This window comes from Pseudomonas sp. ZY71 (genome assembly GCF_036542145.1).
In the GTDB taxonomy this organism is placed as follows: Bacteria; Pseudomonadota; Gammaproteobacteria; order Pseudomonadales; family Pseudomonadaceae; genus Aquipseudomonas; species Aquipseudomonas koreensis_A.
This window is the reverse complement of sequence record NZ_CP144274.1, coordinates 2321823-2338842: the sequence shown is the minus strand read 5'-3', so window position 1 is coordinate 2338842 and position 17020 is coordinate 2321823. Positions and strand designations below refer to the sequence as shown.

The window sequence follows — 17020 nt, the reverse complement described above, 5'->3', positions numbered from 1 at the left end:
ATCGGGTTTCGATCAACTTGAGTCCCGAATCCAGCGATGGATTTGGGCGGAAGGCTGGACTTCTTTGCGCGACGCCCAGGAATGGGCGGTACCTGTGCTGGTGGATGCCGATCAGGATGTCATCATCGCCGCAGCAACAGCTGCCGGCAAAACCGAAGCTGCTTTTCTTCCCATCCTCACCAATTTGCTGAATCGTGATGATCCGCCCGGTTCGGTGCTGTATATCAGCCCGCTCAAGGCCCTGATCAACGACCAGTGGGACAGGTTAAGCCGTCTATGTGAGCAGCTTGAGATTCCCGTAGTGGCTTGGCACGGGGACATCTCCTCAAGCAAAAAACATCGCTTTTTGAAGTCCCCTGAGGGGGTGCTTCTGATCACTCCTGAATCCCTTGAAGCCCTGTTCGTCAACCGCGGTTCAAGTCTTGGCGGGGTGTTCCAGCACCTGCGTTATATCGTCGTGGATGAGCTGCATGCGTTCATCGGTAGCGAACGAGGCAAGCAACTTCAGTCGCTGATGCATCGGGTAGAACTTGTTGCCGGCCACCGTCTCCCTAGAGTCGGGCTCTCAGCCACCCTCGGCGATATGAAGATGGCATCGGAGTTTTTGCGTCCGGGAAATGCCGATGGCGTCACCGTCATTGAATCAAAAAGCTCCAACCAGACTCTCCAAGTGCAAGTTCGTGGTTACATTCAGCCACCCATGAGCGAGTTCAAGAAGAAGCCCGTAAAGCTCTCTGACCAGGCGGAAAATGAAGACGAGACAGAGAACGAGGCAAGCCCGGACTTCGCGATCGCTGATCATCTTTACAAGGTGTTACGCGGCAGTAACAACCTGATTTTCCCAAACAGCCGGTCTCAGGTTGAATGGTACGCAGATCAACTGCGACGGCGCTGCGAGAAAGACGGCGCGCCTAACGAATTCTGGCCTCATCACGGTAGCCTTTCGAAGGACTTACGTGAGCAAGCAGAGCATGCTCTCAAGGCAGGGACTCATGCAGCATCCGCGATTTGCACCACGACGCTTGAGCTCGGCATAGACATCGGCAGCATCAAAACAGTCGTGCAGATTGGTGCCCCACCATCGGTGGCGAGTCTGCGACAACGTCTAGGGCGATCGGGAAGGCGCCCAGGAGAAAAAGCAACGCTGCGCGTTTACTGCAAGGAATCGCCACTCAAAGATGGATCGAGCCTCTCGGATCAACTGCGCCAAGGCTTGGTTCAAACCATCGCCATGGTTCGACTGCTGGCCAAGGGGTGGTTTGAACCTCCCAGGGCTCAAGGCATTCACGCGTCCACCCTCGTTCAACAATGTCTTTCAGTGATTGCCCAATGCGGCGGTACATCTGCTGCAGATCTCTGGAAAAGTTTGATTGCTGAGGGAGCATTTCCAAAAGTTGAGAAACCAGACTTTGTGAAGTTGCTCAAGGCGCTCGGCGAGCACGAGCTCATTGTTCAGGACAGCTCAGGGTTGCTGCTTCCTGGGACGGTTGGAGAGCGATTGATCAACCACTATGAGTTCTACAGCGCATTCACCAGCGACGAAGAATTTCGCCTTGTATGCGATGGTAGGGCACTGGGATCTGTGCCGGTAAGCCGTCCACTGACCAAGGATCAGCGTATTATTTTCGGAGGCCGGAGGTGGCAGGTTCGTGATGTTGATCTCCAGGCCAAAGTCATCATCGTTTCAGCAGCACGCGGTGGTGCCCCTCCTCAGTTCGATGGACTGGGTGCGATGGTGCATGACAACGTACGCCAAGAAATGCGAGCCGTCTTGGCAGACACACTCCCCTGCCCCTTTATTGATCAAGGGGCTCAAGAGCTTCTCGACGAGGCTCGAAAAACATTTGTTTCGCTGGGCCTTGGTAAGCGCTACATAGTTGAGTCGGGCGGTAAGTGTTATCTGATGAGCTGGCTAGGTGATCATGCCAACGATGCACTGCGCTTGTTACTCAATCATGTCGGCCTTTCTTGTGATAACGCAGGCCTTACCATTGAGGTTGACGCCGACATCGGTCGAACCCAAATGGCACTGAAGGAAGTCGGAAGCCTGGATGCTTCTGATCTAGACTCGATACTTTCGGAGGTAGAAAACATGCTGCGCGAAAAGTGGGATTGGGCACTGCCGCAATCCTTGCTGATGAAGTCGTTTGCTTCCATATCGCTCGATATCTCGACCGCAATTCTTTTTGCACAGAGTCATTCTCTGGAAAAATAAGTGGAAGAAACCGCACTGCATTGATCCGATGCAACGACACAAAAACACTGCGATGCTTCGCCGCTGGGCTGGTGATGAGTGATCACCACCGGCCCCGCTGTACTTAATCCTGGGCCTGTTTACAAGTGTCGGGAATCACACGATAGTTAAGCCAGCGTCAGTCAAACCATCACTTACCGTTTTGCCAGCTGCAGTAAGCGACGCCGATCTTCCGCTAGAATTCTCTGCACATTATCCAGACTTCTTTGATCCGCTCGTTTATTGAAGGCTTCCTCCTGCAAGCTTTCAGAAAAAGCCGCCATCCGCTTGTGCCCGATCAACCCCGCCAGCCAGCCGGTCAACTCATTGTTAAAGAATGGATATGCACGATGTGAACCGAGATGAACCGCTACTGCGCGCAGCTCCGTCAGACAAATGACATCCGCGAGATCCTCATCAAAGGTGATCAATCGATCCAGGCAGAAATCTACACCCTTCAAGTCTTGAGGATTTGACAGCGACTCTATGATTCTGAGTATGTACAAATCCCAGGCGCAGTTGTTGATGATCCGCAGAGGTTCTTCCTTGTCCAGGACCGAGTTCAGTTTCTTCGAAAGCGTCGTTTTTTGGGTGTGAAAGAGAATATCGGCGCAAACAATAAGTTCGCGTAGCATGAAGATTTGCAACTCATCATGCATGAAGTTGAGCAACGCCTCCATCTTCGATTCCGGTGATGCCTTGGAGCTGCTTTCTAAAATCTTGGCCCGCAAAATCATGCACTCAGCAGCCGCAGCTTGCTGAGCTAAGGCGACGCCCAAACCGCCCTCCAAGCTACGCGAAAAGCCTTCAATCCAATCCTCGGCGAACGCCTCGGCTTGTTCTTGGTAAAAGCTGCGATACCGCTCCCCCCAACCACCACTCAGTGGGGCATTATCAAGCGACAGTGCGTGCACTGCGGCAATCGTTTCTTTGCAGAACTGGCGGGTTTCAGGTGACCACTTTTTCTGCGCCTCACACAGGTAGATGTAAGAATTCAATCTTGCGAGATCATCTACGGAAAACGTCCGATGCAGATCAGCACGCACTGCATCGAGTTCAGGAGAAATACGCTCCGCATATGACAGCTTTCGAATGTAGCTGGCCGCATTCGAATCCAGAAAAAGCGAGCCGCCCAATGTGTAGTTCACTTGCGTCTTGGACAAGGCAAAGGCTTTGTCCAGAATCCAGACGGACTTGCCGCGCAACATGGTCGAAACAAACCCTTTCTTGGAGAACTGCTCCCGTACCAAGCTAAACGGCCCACCCGATTCAGCTGCCGCATACATGATCCGCCAGTCACCGAGCAGCTCGATTTCCTCCTGAAAGCGTTCCAACGCATCCTTTGGGTTATTTGCAGAACAAACGTGATGCAATGCCCGTTGGACTTCATACTCAGCGTATTCCTTCACCATCAACCCACTCCTCCCTAGAAATTCCATTCGGACCATCACCATAAAGGCATATTGAAATCACTCCCCCTCCATGGAGAATCGCCTGCACTACTTTTCCACCATGGATAGCCGTCTCGTGTAACGCCTTCGCGGGTAAAAGTATCCAAACAATACCGTTGGGTGACTGCCTAAAAATTGCTGCTACAACTCGACCGTTGACGGCATCCTCAGACTGCCTTCAGCTGTTGACAACAGGCAGCAATCGGCCCAAATCGATCTCTTAGTCGGAGCTAACAGTCCTGCCGGAGGCAGGTCTGTTAAACCGTAGAGGATAAAATGTGCGAGCAGCCGCATCTGAATGCCGAAACTGTGTGAACAAAAGAGCTAGAGCGCTACCAGCTCGGCGATTTTTCCGCAACCACCGCCATTGAATCTGAAAGCGCCAAATCGACACTTAAAGAATGATCATCGCACTGACAATAATTTATACAGAACTCACTTCACGTTTGCGCCTGCTCGCTAATACTCAAACCACCTTCCGCGACGGTTGGTTTCAAAGGACTCAATGCCCATCAACGCTTGGTCGTAAACCTCATAGAGCCTGCGAGCCTCGACGACAGCTATGTTGTTTTGGGTCGAATGGGCAATATGACTCAGAAGCGCATACAGCAAGCCACAGCGATCAGCGAAGTGAATCAGCGTTGCCGTCCAGCGATCTGAATCACGTCTAAGTGATTTCTCGAAGGAATCCCTCTTCAATTCGAGCGGCCATACCGAGACATAGCTTTCCGCCTCACTGACAAACGTTAGCAGTGCAAAATCAGCACCGCGTATAGCGCCGCGTATGTGTGGATACAGCTCCGGATAAAGCGGTCGAAAGGCCTTTCTGAACCCAGACCTACCCATGGAGCGGCGGTGCAACTCCACATACCCAACCGATGATGCCTTGCGTTGGAAATTCGCTAGCTTCGGCTCTTCACCGCCCCGAATATCGTTCAACAGACGGTTCAGGTTTGGGTCATGGACCTTGAACTCCGACAATTCACCTTCCACACAACGTATGAAATCCGGAGTCAGGTCGCACAGAAGGCCGGTTGCTATAGGCGCAGGATAATCCACGGGACTTTCCGAATCCCGTCGTAAGGAAAGGAGCAACGCCTTGAGTTCGTCGTTACTGTGGGTGCGCTGTCGCGGTCGTTGCGTGCCTTTGTAACCGTGCAGGTGGATCTCCTTGTTACCGCACAGGGCCACCAACATACTCACCGCTGTTACCACGTCGAGCCCGTTACTTTGGTCAGCTCGAATCGGGCGCTGCCACTCGATGAATTGAATAGCGGCCATGCGGTCACGGATCACGGTAAACAGTTCGTCACGATCTCCGGTGTACAAAGCCGCCAAAGCCACCCGCCAGATCGGGCTTTCGCAAAAGTCTACTGCATAGGCTCTCGACGCCCGGCCCACAGAAATCATCTGAAAAAAATCGTCGATCACATCATGGCGTTTCTTATTGATGACTCTCAGATTCGCCGCACTAAAGTTCGACGCGATGAAACTTGGTAAATCACTGGTCAGAGGTTCGGGCCGCTGCTCCGCTCCAACCGTTAACTCGCCGTAGTCGGTAGCGGGGATCGTCGTTCCCCCGCTCTTGAGGGTTTGGGAGATCTGCTCGCTCTGATAATCGACGCGAGCCTCCGAGGAAAGGCTGTTCAACTCCTCCTTACTGAGCTCGTACTTCACCTGCCTTTTCAACCACGCCCGCTGCTGCAGCGGCACGCTTTCCAACTCATCCCCCAGCGACGTCACCAACCGTGAGGGATTACTGAGCAGCTCAAAAAGATCCAGCTCCGACTCGGAAATGAACAAACGATGGTAATCCGCCTCAAGGTCTTGCTCGGCTTTGGTCAGGTAAGGATCAGCACCGGCCTTGTAATATACCAGGGCACGAAAGTGGATGACCTGCGCTACGGCGAGGTCGGCCGGTTCCATCAACCCCAGCATCACCTGACGCAAATCTCGTCGATGCCGAACCACATCGCTGCGTTCCGTTTCCTCCACCAACCACACCTGACGAGCCAACGTCCTGAACAGTTGATCCGCCCGTTCGCTATCCAATACCGCAAGCTCGCATGGCTCTGCCAGAACCTCTTCGATCAACTTGGCGTTGACCCGGCGCAAGATCAGGCCCATGTGCGCAAGTTTGCGTAAATCCGGATCGTCGGTACGCAGGCGGTTGAGGATGCGCTGATAGGTGAATCCGCGCACCAGCGTGTGAGTCACCCCTTTGAACTGCCCCCTATCGAGTAACTCGGTAGCTTCCTGCACAGCGTTCTCTTCGCTAAGGAAACGGGCCAGCAGCCGAATAAACAAGGGGCTGCTGCCCCATTGTTCAATCATCCTGCGGCACAGGTCTTCCTTCACATCAATCCCTGCAGCGAGCAATAGCTGATGAAGCATTGCGTAGGCCGAATCCGGACTTAAATCGTCGAGTGGGATGTGTTGGAATTTCCATTCCTGATGTTTGAGGTCATTGGGAAGTACTCGACCGCTGAGAATTGGCCGTAGACCGAACAGTGCACCCTCTTCCTGCGCGCTTCTTAGCCAATTGCGCAGACGCCGGTGTTCGTTAGCACCGCGCAACAACACCTCTTCGAAGGTATCCAGTACCAGCGCTATTGGCTCACGTATCGGCAGGTGCCCGACCAGTTCCTGGTGCCAGATCGACCACACACTGCTCGTGGAGTAGGCACTGCTTTCATAGCTCTCGAGACTATAGTGCTGGCCGACCACCTCGCGAGCCTGTTCACGAAACCTGGCCAAAGGCTCCGTCAGTGACGGCAGAAACACTCCAAGCTGGCGACTGAATTCCAGCGTCATCAGGTCGGTATCGGCCTGGGCAAAGGCCGCCCGGTCAAAGTCGAACCAGACGACCGGGACTTTTTCATCCAGCAAACGACGGGCATACGCTGCCAGCAGCGCGGACTTTCCTGCACCACCGAGCCCGGTCAAATACAACGGCTTGGCCTCGCCCACGCCATCGGAGTTTTGGCCGTCGAGCAGGTAATTATGCAGCCGGTTGAGTTCATCCTCACGACCGAACAATGCTGTAGGTAACGCTATGTTGAGCGAAGCTTTAAATTCACGCAGGGCAAATACCCTATTTACGTGGGTACTTGAAACACGCCCTTCAGGAAGGTGCTCCAAAAACTGTTGAGCGGTATACAGATAGCTCAAGTCATAGGTTGAAACCGCTTCGATATTGAAGGCTTTGCCACTGGCGAGTTTGATCAGGTAGGCCCCTAGCGTGTCCCCGGGCGCGGCCTTCGAGCGACGGGCGAGGTTGCGCAGTCGCTTGAGGTCGGATAGCTCGCGTAACGTCGCACGTCGGCTATCGGGCGTCAGTTGCCAACGAATACCGTGCTCCGAGGGCACCTCGTCGCAGATGCGGGCCAGAGCGCGCAAGATGTCCCGGGCGATCTCAGGCGTTTGCTGCAAGTCCACGATGGCTCTGGGATCGAAAGATCCGACCAATGCAAGGTTGGCCCGAACCTCAACCAAACGCTGGACAATGGGATCCTTTGCGCTATCGATAGAGGGGTTCATACAGACTCCAACGCAGGATAAACAAAATGCTGGATGTAATAGGACAGTCCCTTGAGGGTCGTCATAGACAGCAGGCTCGCACTCCTCTCGATAAGTCCCGCCAGGCGCCTAACCTCACCCTCAGTCAGCTCAAGGCGTTTGTCGATCGAGTACAGCTGAAGGTATTCGATGATGTCCTGCTGGCTGACCGGCTGAATTACTTCAATGCACAACTTGTCGGGCCGAGCTCCCTGCACGAAGCTTTTGGCGCCCAACAACAACACCCGCAACTTTGGAATATCAGCGACTTCTTGATAAAGCTGTTCCAGAAAATGCTGTAGAGGACCTTGGGCCAACGGATTCGCGTCCAGCTCATCAATCACCAACCAGAGCTGGCGGGTTTCCGTGACGGCGTTCACTTGCTTGGCAAACGCTGGAAACAAAATACCTTTGATCCAGGCATCGACAGCCGTATCGCTTTCCTCGGCCAAGGGCAAAGGTTCGTATACCGAGTCCCTTGGTCCGGAGCGACGGATAATCTCTTCGGCGAACGCCCTTGGCCCGCGCACCAACTCTGCCGCCTTGAACGCAACAATCGAATGCTCCGCATTGTTCTTCAGCACCGTGCGCAGTATTTCCAGGCTGAAGCTCTTACCGCTTTCCTTCTGCCCGACCACGGCAATTATTTGCCTTGTCCCCACCATGCAATCCTGTACAGCCTGTTGAAAACCTTTGCGACCGAGGATCGGCTCATTGCGATGTTCAGTACGCTAAACGGGATCTAGTCCCAATACCCCCTCCAGCACGCCTGCGCTTCGGGCCGCAATACAAGCGGTCGGAATTGCACCATTTATCAATTCGCCGTTACTTTCGATACCGCATTGATGCAGCGCGACCGGCTTGAAATTCACGTCCAGCAGCAACCCGCCAGAAGAGCCCGGCATGGCATTGACGGTATGGCGTAAACGCGTCTGATGTTCAGCGGGCCACAGCGCAGTACCGTAGCCATAGGCGACACGCATCTGTTTGCCGCCCGGGTGTTGATACAACGTCATCTGCGATCCGGGTACTCTTATCTGGGGCTTGTGCAACCGGTCAAGCTGGTAGAACCCGCGGAAACGCCCCACCGTGCTACTCAAGCGAATGCCGGCGTAATCCAGGCACTGGTCGAACCCATCGGAAGATTGCGCAAGGAAATCAATCGACACCTGGTGCGGACTCTCTGTCTGGTGATAGGCACTGGAAGAGACCAGCCATTGCGGGGCAACCGAGACGTGCAATTGTTCATAAACAGCACCGACATGATCGAACTCGATCTTGATTTTTTCATCACTGCCCTCTAATGGAACGCCATCATCTCCTAGCAGCTGCTCGATGACATGCCACGCCGTCAGGATCGCCTGGGGCCCCACCAGAAATCCTGTACCGTAGCTGACCTCCCCCCGGCTGTTTTCGACCACCACTCGACACACCCGTCGCACCGCCTCCAATCCTGCACGAGTCATTGCGCGGGCGTCGAGAAAACCCAGCTCGGGCTCAATGACCTTGTGTAGTTTGATTTTCAGTCTCTCGGCATCCGGCTCATTCCTCGCTTTCAGACCGTCCACAGTCGTCAATTGCAAGCACAGTTCACCCAACCACTCTCCCTCTTTGGCTTCGACAAAAGCGGCGTAAAACGGGTTGCCGTCTTGACCAGACAAAGCCTTCAACACCATGAAGGAATCAGCATCATGAAGACTGGCGAGAATGTCGTAGATCGCACAAAAACCATCGTCGGACAGCACGACACTTTCAGCCAACAACACCAATTGCGGATCAATCAGTTCCGGCATTGTCACACCCAATTGAGCTTAGCGCGGCTGATCGGGTTGTCACCCGCCCCCACCGCGCCAATACCATGCGCATAGTTCTCACGCAGCCAACTACCGCCGAAATGCAGCCCCACAACACCTTGCGGCGAGTTGAAGTTGATTAGCGGCGAGCCCGAGCATCCGCCGAGGGTTGTAGCGTCATGAGTGAAAACACTGCTTTCATTGTCGCGAGGCAACGTGCCTACACCTTGCATGATGAGGCCCGGCGAAAGGTACTTGGTGCCGTAATCAGCACCAAACAGCTCGTTGAGCCGGGTCGCGATTTCTGCATCAATTGCACCTGTGGCCGTACGTGGTAATGCGCCCGGACGTCCGGGGTAACCGGCGAGGAATACCTGGCTGTTCACATCCGCCTTTGACGGGTCTTTCACCACGGTCATAGGTGTTGGCAGGCTCCGCTGGCCGTTGGAGCTCTCCACCTGCAACAACGCTGCATCGAGGCATGAAAAGTCAGCCATGTTGTCAGGAATCTGCTGCGAGCCCGCGCCAATCACCTCGGTGATGCGAAAGCGCGTCGCTGTCGTCAGCGAACTAGGTTCGTCGGCAAAATCGATGGTCACGTCATTGCTGAGCATGATCCAGTCTTTCGGGTTATTCCGTTGCGGAATCGGGGCGGCGAAGGCTTGTAGGACATGACGGTTGGTCAACAGAACGCCGTCGCCAATCAGGAAACCCGTGCCTACATGGATACCACCGACATCGATGCGACCGATGCGGGACAAGCGGTCTTGAAGGCTCTGATCGTTCCTCATCAGATACAGTGTGTCGGACCATGTGGCGGCTTCCGGATGATCGGAATCCACGTCGTTATTGCGTACCCGCAATGTTGGTCGGCCGGTCATACGGACCAGCGCCTCAAGCCCCACGGTTGTTGTCGAACCGGCTTTTGCACCTTTTACATAACCGTCGAGATCCTGCGCCACCGTCCCGACCAGCTTCTCGCGAGTTTCCCGAGAGATTCCCGATCGGGCGTCGAGCAAGCGGGTAAAACGGTCAAGCTGTTCGTGTTTACCGGTGCCCCGCAAGTAATCCCGTGCGAGTTCGGGACTAAAACCTTGTGCACTCTCCAAACCCAGGGCCTTCGTCGGCAAGGCAAGGCTTATGCGTTTGTCCTGGAACGACAGCGGCCCGGTACTCGGCAACCGTGCCAAGCTAGTTTGGCCAGCTACTTCGGCAAAACGCCGCAGGCGCGGGTCAGTTGACAGCTGAATGTGCTCATTCAACTCGGCCGAAGGCCGGGTCGAGAACCATTTCGACTCAGTGTTCAAACCTGACGCAGTACCTGTGGCGCGGGCCTGAGCCAACGCGATAGCGGCGATTTCCGTTTCGTACCTGGCGAAGCGCAGGGCCGGGTCAATGACTGCAAAACCGTATTCCTGATTGAGCAAGGTCTGAACGTCATGCTCGGGACCACCCAGCGACTCGACATTCACAACGGGAATGTCACTCAACGCTAGCTTCAACAACCCATCAGCCGCCACCAACCCACGGCCATAGTTTTTGGCATCCCACACCTCTGGCTGGCGAGAGGTGGCGAGCAGTGCGGCCTTGAACAGTTGCTGAACGGTGACACCATGTTGCGTTGCATAGTCGATCACCTTGTCGCGACCATGATGGGCCAGCCATAGCGCGGCTACACCCGCAGTGAGCGCGGTGGCAAACGACGTTCCCTGCCCTGGCGCCACGACGTCCGTAGGCTCGGTCGAAGCGTGGCGTTGTGCTCGCCAGACCAGTTCGGCCGGTGCTGTGATATCGACAGCCTCCCCTCGGCAACTGCCAATCCAGGTGCCGTCTTCAACGTTCGAGCCACCAACGGCAATGACCTCGTCATAACGAGCCGGCCAGACCACGATGCGTGCGCAATTGCCGGCCGCAGCAATGACAATCAGGTTCGCGTTCACCGCTTCACGCACTGCCGCATGCAGAGCGCGGCTTGGCACACCACCGAGGCTCATGGAAATGACGTGGCAGCCGACCTGTGTCGCGTGGGCAATTGCCTTGGCCACGGGTGCAGCGTTGAAGATTTTGACGTTTTCGATGCAACGAATCGGCGCGATCTTTGCGGCGGGCGCAGCGCCGCACATCTGCGCGGTATCTCGGCCGGCAAGGACGCTGGCAGTCGCAGTGCCATGTCCGGGATTGCCCATTTTTGGAGAAAGTGGATCGGTGGGGTTCGGATCGTTATCGATAATGTCGTAGGCCCGGGTTTTGTCGAGCATTTCTTCACCGAGCTGCGCATGCTCGGTGATCCCGGTATCGGCTTGTGCAATGATGATGCCGACGCCGCGGCTCAAGGCCCAGGCATCCACCACGCCCGCCGACTTCAAGGCCCAACGGCGATCCGGCGGCGGTGCTTTCTTGACGATACAGGTCGCCTCTAACCATTCGAGCGCCTCGGTGGCGGCTTCTTCACCCGGTTCGACCGGTTCGGTATAGAAACCCGTCCCGAGATCAGGCTCGGCGGATAGCAGATCCAGCGCATTGGCGAGGGCATAGCCAATGGAAAACAATTCGCGGGACGGCAGCGTACGTTCGACGCCCAAGCAACGCAGCACCAAAAATGATTCCAGCAGGGTATCGAGCGGCTGCAAATTCAGGTTCGTCGAACCCAGCAACGCCGTAATGCGACCCCGCTCGGCTTCGATATCAGGAGGGGTTTTGTACTCAAGGACAAACCGCAGTTCGTCTGGCGGGAAACCGTCGGTAGCCACCGCTAAGGTCTGTGGCTGGTTCAGAATCTTGCGCAATATGGCCAAGTAATCCATCACTTTCCCCTTCTATCCTTGGAAACAGCACTAAAAATCTACGCCATACTGACGCCGGCCGGGCGCTCAGCGCAATACCGATGTGCCGCTACCGTGTATTTCCACCTAACGGCCTATTGCGCGAGAACCGCTTTCCGAGATTTGTTTCACGCAGTACATCGATCAACGCCTAGATCGCCGTCGAGATTTTGAGCTCACGCTTAGTCAATACACCGATGATGTCGACGTTGGAACTTGTGTTGCGTAGCTATGCATATATTTGTGGAGAGTAAGCGAATAGCAAACTCATCTTTTAGTAACCGTCGGCAACTCAATTATCAAACTGAGGGCCAAAGCGCAGAGATAAATTCCGGCTTCGGTATCCGCTGAAGATTCCACCCAGAGCCAGTCGTTTTGTAGGGGTAAAAACGCCGAAAAACAAAAAGGGGTCGCGAGATAAAATCTCGCAACCCCTTGAATTATATGGTCGGGACGGAGTGATTCGAACACTCGACCCCTAGCACCCCATGCTAGTGCGCTACCGGACTGCGCTACGCCCCGACTGGTCTTGCAACTCGCTCTCCACCTCGAAGGGCGCTCAAGAATATAGCGCAAGCTTTTGAAAACTGGAAGTATTCAAACGCTGCTTTTTATTTCTTGAGAACCACCAGCACATCTTCCAACTCGGCAATCATCTGCCGAATCATCTGCTTGTATTGGGTCGTGTCGTCTTTGGCTTCATCGCCGGACAAACGCAGGCGTGCGCCGCCGATGGTGAAACCTTGATCGTAAAGGAGCGCGCGGATTTGCCGGATCATCAGCACGTCCTGGCGCTGATAATACCGGCGGTTTCCGCGGCGTTTGACGGGGTTGAGTTGAGGAAACTCCTGCTCCCAGTAGCGCAGCACGTGTGGCTTTACAGCACACAGCTCGCTGACTTCACCGATGGTGAAGTAGCGTTTGCCCGGGATGACGGGTAGTTCGTCGTTATGACTTGGTTCCAGCATAAGCCTCAACTCGGGCCTTCAACTTCTGCCCTGGACGAAAGGTGACCACACGGCGAGCCGTGATCGGGATTTCTTCCCCCGTTTTCGGGTTGCGGCCAGGCCGCTGGCGTTTGTCCCGAAGGTCGAAATTGCCGAAACCGGACAATTTGACCTGCTCGTTGTCTTCAAGAGCGTGCCTGATTTCCTCGAAAAACAGTTCGACCAATTCCTTGGCTTCCCGCTTGTTCAGGCCCAGCTCTTCATACAGACGTTCCGCCATCTCAGCTTTCGTCAAAGCCCCCATACGTCACTTCCTTAACGTGGCGTTCAACCTTTGTTCGAGCGAGGTGAGGATATTTTGCGTCGTCGAATTCACCTCATCGTCATTAAGAGTGCGCGATGGATGCTGCCAGGTCAAGCCAACTGCAAGGCTTTTTCTATCAGGATCAATACCTTTACCCTGATACACGTCAAACAGCCTGAGATCTGTGAGCCATTCGCCTGCATTTTCACGGATTACGTCCAGTACGGCCGCGGACGCGACGTCTTTGTGCGCAATCAGTGCAAGGTCACGACGCACTTCAGGAAAGCGAGACAACTCGTGGAATTTCGGCATTTTACCGATTGCCACTTCCGCCAGAACCAGCTCAAAAACGAAGACCGGACGATCCAGACCCAACGCTTTCGACAATTCCGGGTGAATAGCACCGATGAAGCCGACTTCACGCCCTTCGCGCTCGATGCGTGCGGTTTGACCCGGGTGCAGCGCCGGGTGTTTGCCCGGTGCGAAGGTGAACGAATCCAGTGCACCGGCGAAACCCAGCACCGCTTCCACGTCAGCTTTGACGTCGAAGAAATCGACGGTGTCGCGACCTTGTGCCCAGCCTTCTGGCAGACGGCTACCGCAAACCACACCGGACAGCATCGGCTCTTGCTTCAGGCCTTCCAACTGACCAACGAAGCGCAGACCGCTTTCGAACAGACGCACGCGATCTTGCTGGCGGTTGAGGTTGTGCTGCAGGGCTTTGACCAGACCCGGCCACAGCGACGAACGCATGGCCGCCATGTCATTGGAAATCGGATTGGCCAGCAACAGCGGCTCGACGCCCGGGTTGAACAGTTCGAACTGACGCGGATCGATGAAGCTGTAAGTGATCGCTTCCTGATAACCACGCGCCACCAGCAGACGGCGCAGTTCCGGCAGATCGCTACGCGCTTCAGCTTTGGCTTGCGGCGCCAGACGCGCTTGCGGGTAACGAACCGGCAGACGGTTGTAACCGTACAGACGGGCCAGCTCTTCGATCAGATCGACTTCCAGGCTGATGTCGAAGCGATGGCTTGGCACTTCTACGCGCCACTGGCCTTCACCGTCAGCAGTAATGCCAAGACCCAGACCGCCGAGCAAACGCTCGACCTGCGCGGAATCCATTTCCATACCGAGCATCTGGGTGATGCGCTGGGAACGCAAAGTGATCGGTGCGATCGACGGCAGATGCTGCTCGCTGACGGTCTCGATGATCGGGCCGGCTTCGCCGCCAGTAATGTCCAGCAGCAGGCCAGTGGCGCGCTCCATGGCTTCACGGGCCAGTTGCCAGTCGACGCCACGCTCATAGCGGTGCGACGCATCGGTGTGCAGGCCGTAGGAACGAGCCTTGCCCGCCACAGCGATCTGGTCGAAGAACGCACTTTCCAGGAATACGTCGCGAGTGGTCGCGGAAACACCGCTGTGCTCACCACCCATCACACCGGCAATCGCCAGCGCGCGGGTGTGGTCGGCAATCACCAGCGTATCGCTACGCAGGCTGACTTCCTGACCGTCGAGCAGTACCAGCTTCTCGCCCTCTTCCGCCATGCGCACACGGATGCCGCCGTTGATTTCGGCGAGATCGAAGGCGTGCAGTGGCTGGCCCAGCTCGAGCATCACGTAGTTGGTGATGTCGACGGCAGCGTCGATGCTGCGCACGTCGGCGCGGCGCAGACGCTCAACCATCCACAGTGGTGTCGGCTTGGACAAGTCAACGTTACGGATAACGCGACCCAGGTAACGCGGGCATGCTGCTGGCGCCAGCACTTCTACCGAACGCACTTCATCGTGCACGGCAGGAATGCTCATGACCACCGGACGGGTGACCGGCGCGTCGTACAGCGCGCCGACTTCACGAGCCAGACCGGCCAGAGACAGGCAGTCACCGCGGTTCGGGGTCAGGTCGACCTCGATGCTGGCGTCTTCCAGATCCAGATACACACGGAAATCTTCGCCCACCGGCGCATCGGCCGGCAGTTCCATCAGACCGTCATTGCCTTCACCGACCTGCAGCTCGGATTGCGAGCAGAGCATGCCGTTGGACTCGACGCCACGGAGCTTGGCCTTCTTGATCTTGAAGTCGCCCGGCAGTTCGGCACCGATCATGGCGAACGGAATCTTCAGGCCCGGACGCACGTTTGGCGCTCCGCACACGACCTGAAAGGTTTCCGCGCCATTGCTGACCTGGCACACGCGCAACTTGTCGGCATCAGGGTGTTGCTCGGTGCTTAGCACCTCGCCCACCACCACGCCGCTGAATACACCGGCGGCCGGGGTCACGCTATCGACCTCCAGGCCAGCCATCGACAGACGAGCAACCAGCTCGTCGCGATTTACCTGCGGGCTAACCCAGCCACGCAGCCATTGTTCACTGAATTTCATCCTGCTCTCCTAAGAATTCGTTACGACTAGCGAAATTGCGCGAGGAACCGCAAGTCGTTGTCGAAGAACAGACGCAAGTCGTTCACGCCGTAACGGAGCATGGCCAGACGCTCGACGCCCATACCGAAAGCAAAACCGGAGAACTCTTCCGGATCGATGCCGGACATGCGCAGCACGTTCGGGTGAACCATGCCGCAGCCCATCACTTCCAGCCAGCCGGTCTGCTTGCAGACACGGCAGCCTTTACCGCTGCACATCACGCATTCCATATCGACTTCAGCGGATGGCTCGGTGAACGGGAAGTACGAAGGACGGAAACGTACGGCCAGCTCTTTCTCGAAGAACACCCGCAGGAATTCTTCGATGGTGCCTTTGAGATCGGCAAAATTGATGTCGCGATCAACCAGCAGGCCTTCGACCTGGTGGAACATCGGCGAGTGGGTGATATCGGAGTCACTGCGATACACGCGGCCTGGGCAGACGATGCGGATCGGCGGCTGCTTCGATTCCATGGTGCGGACCTGTACCGGCGAGGTATGGGTGCGCAGCAGCATGTTGGCGTTGAAATAGAAGGTGTCATGCATCGACCGGGCCGGGTGATGGCCTGGGATGTTGAGCGCTTCGAAGTTGTGATAGTCGTCTTCGACCTCAGGACCTTCGGCAATGCCGTAGCCGATGCGGGTGAAGAACTGCTCGACACGTTCCAGAGTCCGGGTCACCGGATGCAGACCACCGGAGGTCTGGCCACGGCCCGGCAATGTCACGTCAATGGATTCGGCAGACAGTTTGGCAGCCAGTTCGGCTTCTTCAAACAGAGCCATGCGCGCATTGAGAACGCCTGTAACACGTTCCTTGGCAACGTTGATCAGGGCGCCGACTTGCGGACGCTCTTCTGCCGGCAAATTCCCCAGGGTCTTCATCACCTGAGTCAATTCGCCCTTTTTGCCAAGGTATTGAACCCGGATTTGCTCCAGGGCATTGATATCTTCAGCGCTTTGCACAGCCTCTAGTGCTTGAGAGACCAGCGCATCCAGGTTTTCCATGTACAGACTCCAGATACAAAATAGGGGAAGAGCTTGAAGGCTCTTCCCCTATTTAAGACGTTTACCACCTGGCCCCACGGAAGTGAGACCGGGTGATTGTCGGGGGTACTTAAGCCAAGGTGGCTTTAGCTTTCTCGACAATCGCAGCAAACACCGCTTTTTCGTTCACTGCCAGATCAGCCAGAACCTTACGGTCGATCTCGATGGACGCTTTTTTCAGGCCAGCGATGAAACGGCTGTAGGACAGACCGTTAACACGAGCACCAGCGTTGATACGAGCGATCCACAGAGCGCGGAACTGACGTTTTTTCTGACGACGGTCACGGTAGGCGTATTGGCCTGCCTTGATTACCGCTTGCTTGGCAACACGGAATACGCGGGAGCGTGCGCCGTAGTAGCCTTTAGCAAGTTTCAGAATTTTTTTGTGACGCTTACGGGCAATGACGCCACGCTTTACACGAGCCATGAGTTACTTCCTCTATTCTTG

11 protein-coding genes and 1 tRNA gene are annotated in these 17020 nt (G+C 55.7%); 1 reads left to right on the top strand and 11 read right to left on the bottom strand.

What is annotated here, in order from left to right:
* Window positions 1-40: 40 nt before the first annotated feature.
* Window positions 41-2215: a DEAD/DEAH box helicase gene (locus VY732_RS10370; RefSeq protein WP_331695852.1), complete on the top strand. Its 2175-nt coding sequence runs from the start codon at window positions 41-43 to the stop codon at window positions 2213-2215.
* A 173-nt stretch (window positions 2216-2388) separates the two neighbouring features.
* On the opposite strand, the gene VY732_RS10365 is transcribed toward VY732_RS10370, so the two are convergent.
* The 11 genes from VY732_RS10365 to rplT all read right to left on the bottom strand — a co-directional run bounded on the left by VY732_RS10365 (window position 2389) and on the right by rplT (window position 16999).
* Window positions 2389-3645: a hypothetical protein gene (locus VY732_RS10365; protein WP_331695325.1), complete on the bottom strand. Its 1257-nt coding sequence runs from the start codon at window positions 3643-3645 to the stop codon at window positions 2389-2391.
* A gap of 498 nt (window positions 3646-4143) precedes the next feature.
* Window positions 4144-7224, bottom strand: coding sequence for an ATP-binding protein (locus tag VY732_RS10360; RefSeq protein WP_331695324.1), 3081 nt, complete (start codon window positions 7222-7224; stop codon window positions 4144-4146).
* Entirely contained in the window at window positions 7221-7904 is a 684-nt protein-coding gene (locus tag VY732_RS10355) for a hypothetical protein (protein WP_331695323.1), read from the bottom strand. The genes VY732_RS10360 and VY732_RS10355 overlap by 4 nt, the downstream gene beginning before the upstream one ends.
* 69 nt (window positions 7905-7973) lie before the next feature.
* Complete coding sequence (locus tag VY732_RS10350; RefSeq protein ID WP_331695322.1) at window positions 7974-9035, bottom strand: trypsin-like serine peptidase; 1062 nt, start codon at window positions 9033-9035, stop codon at window positions 7974-7976.
* 2 nt (window positions 9036-9037) lie between these two features.
* Complete coding sequence (locus tag VY732_RS10345) at window positions 9038-11839, bottom strand: S8 family serine peptidase (protein WP_331695321.1); 2802 nt, start codon at window positions 11837-11839, stop codon at window positions 9038-9040.
* 463 nt (window positions 11840-12302) lie between these two features.
* Window positions 12303-12379: transfer RNA gene (locus VY732_RS10340), tRNA-Pro, on the bottom strand.
* 89 nt (window positions 12380-12468) lie between these two features.
* A complete protein-coding gene (locus VY732_RS10335) occupies window positions 12469-12825 on the bottom strand; it encodes a MerR family transcriptional regulator (protein ID WP_003179985.1) in 357 nt (118 codons plus the stop codon).
* On the bottom strand, window positions 12806-13108 hold the full coding sequence (gene ihfA, locus VY732_RS10330; RefSeq protein ID WP_002553164.1) for an integration host factor subunit alpha: 303 nt from the start codon (window positions 13106-13108) through the stop codon (window positions 12806-12808). Before ihfA ends, VY732_RS10335 begins: the two co-directional genes overlap by 20 nt.
* A gap of 3 nt (window positions 13109-13111) precedes the next feature.
* Window positions 13112-15490 (bottom strand): phenylalanine--tRNA ligase subunit beta, encoded by a 2379-nt coding sequence (pheT, locus tag VY732_RS10325; protein WP_331695320.1) that lies wholly within the window; start codon window positions 15488-15490, stop codon window positions 13112-13114.
* 26 nt (window positions 15491-15516) lie between these two features.
* Window positions 15517-16533 (bottom strand): phenylalanine--tRNA ligase subunit alpha, encoded by a 1017-nt coding sequence (gene pheS / locus VY732_RS10320; protein WP_003226365.1) that lies wholly within the window; start codon window positions 16531-16533, stop codon window positions 15517-15519.
* Between the two features lie 109 nt (window positions 16534-16642).
* Window positions 16643-16999: a 50S ribosomal protein L20 gene (gene rplT, locus VY732_RS10315; protein WP_007913489.1), complete on the bottom strand. Its 357-nt coding sequence runs from the start codon at window positions 16997-16999 to the stop codon at window positions 16643-16645.
* Window positions 17000-17020: the final 21 nt, after the last annotated feature.

Bases quoted from the DNA above. Each gene is read 5' to 3' on its own strand.
- rplT (WP_007913489.1), bottom strand. From the start codon at position 16,999: ATGGCTCGTGTAAAGCGTGGCGTCATTGCCCGTAAGCGTCACAAAAAA.
- pheT (WP_331695320.1), bottom strand. From the start codon at position 15,490: ATGAAATTCAGTGAACAATGGCTGCGTGGCTGGGTTAGCCCGCAGGTA.
- VY732_RS10350 (WP_331695322.1), bottom strand. From the start codon at position 9,035: ATGCCGGAACTGATTGATCCGCAATTGGTGTTGTTGGCTGAAAGTGTC.
- ihfA (WP_002553164.1), bottom strand. From the start codon at position 13,108: ATGGGGGCTTTGACGAAAGCTGAGATGGCGGAACGTCTGTATGAAGAG.
- VY732_RS10335 (WP_003179985.1), bottom strand. From the start codon at position 12,825: ATGCTGGAACCAAGTCATAACGACGAACTACCCGTCATCCCGGGCAAA.
- VY732_RS10365 (WP_331695325.1), bottom strand. From the start codon at position 3,645: ATGGTGAAGGAATACGCTGAGTATGAAGTCCAACGGGCATTGCATCAC.
- pheS (WP_003226365.1), bottom strand. From the start codon at position 16,533: ATGGAAAACCTGGATGCGCTGGTCTCTCAAGCACTAGAGGCTGTGCAA.
- VY732_RS10345 (WP_331695321.1), bottom strand. From the start codon at position 11,839: ATGGATTACTTGGCCATATTGCGCAAGATTCTGAACCAGCCACAGACC.
- VY732_RS10360 (WP_331695324.1), bottom strand. From the start codon at position 7,224: ATGAACCCCTCTATCGATAGCGCAAAGGATCCCATTGTCCAGCGTTTG.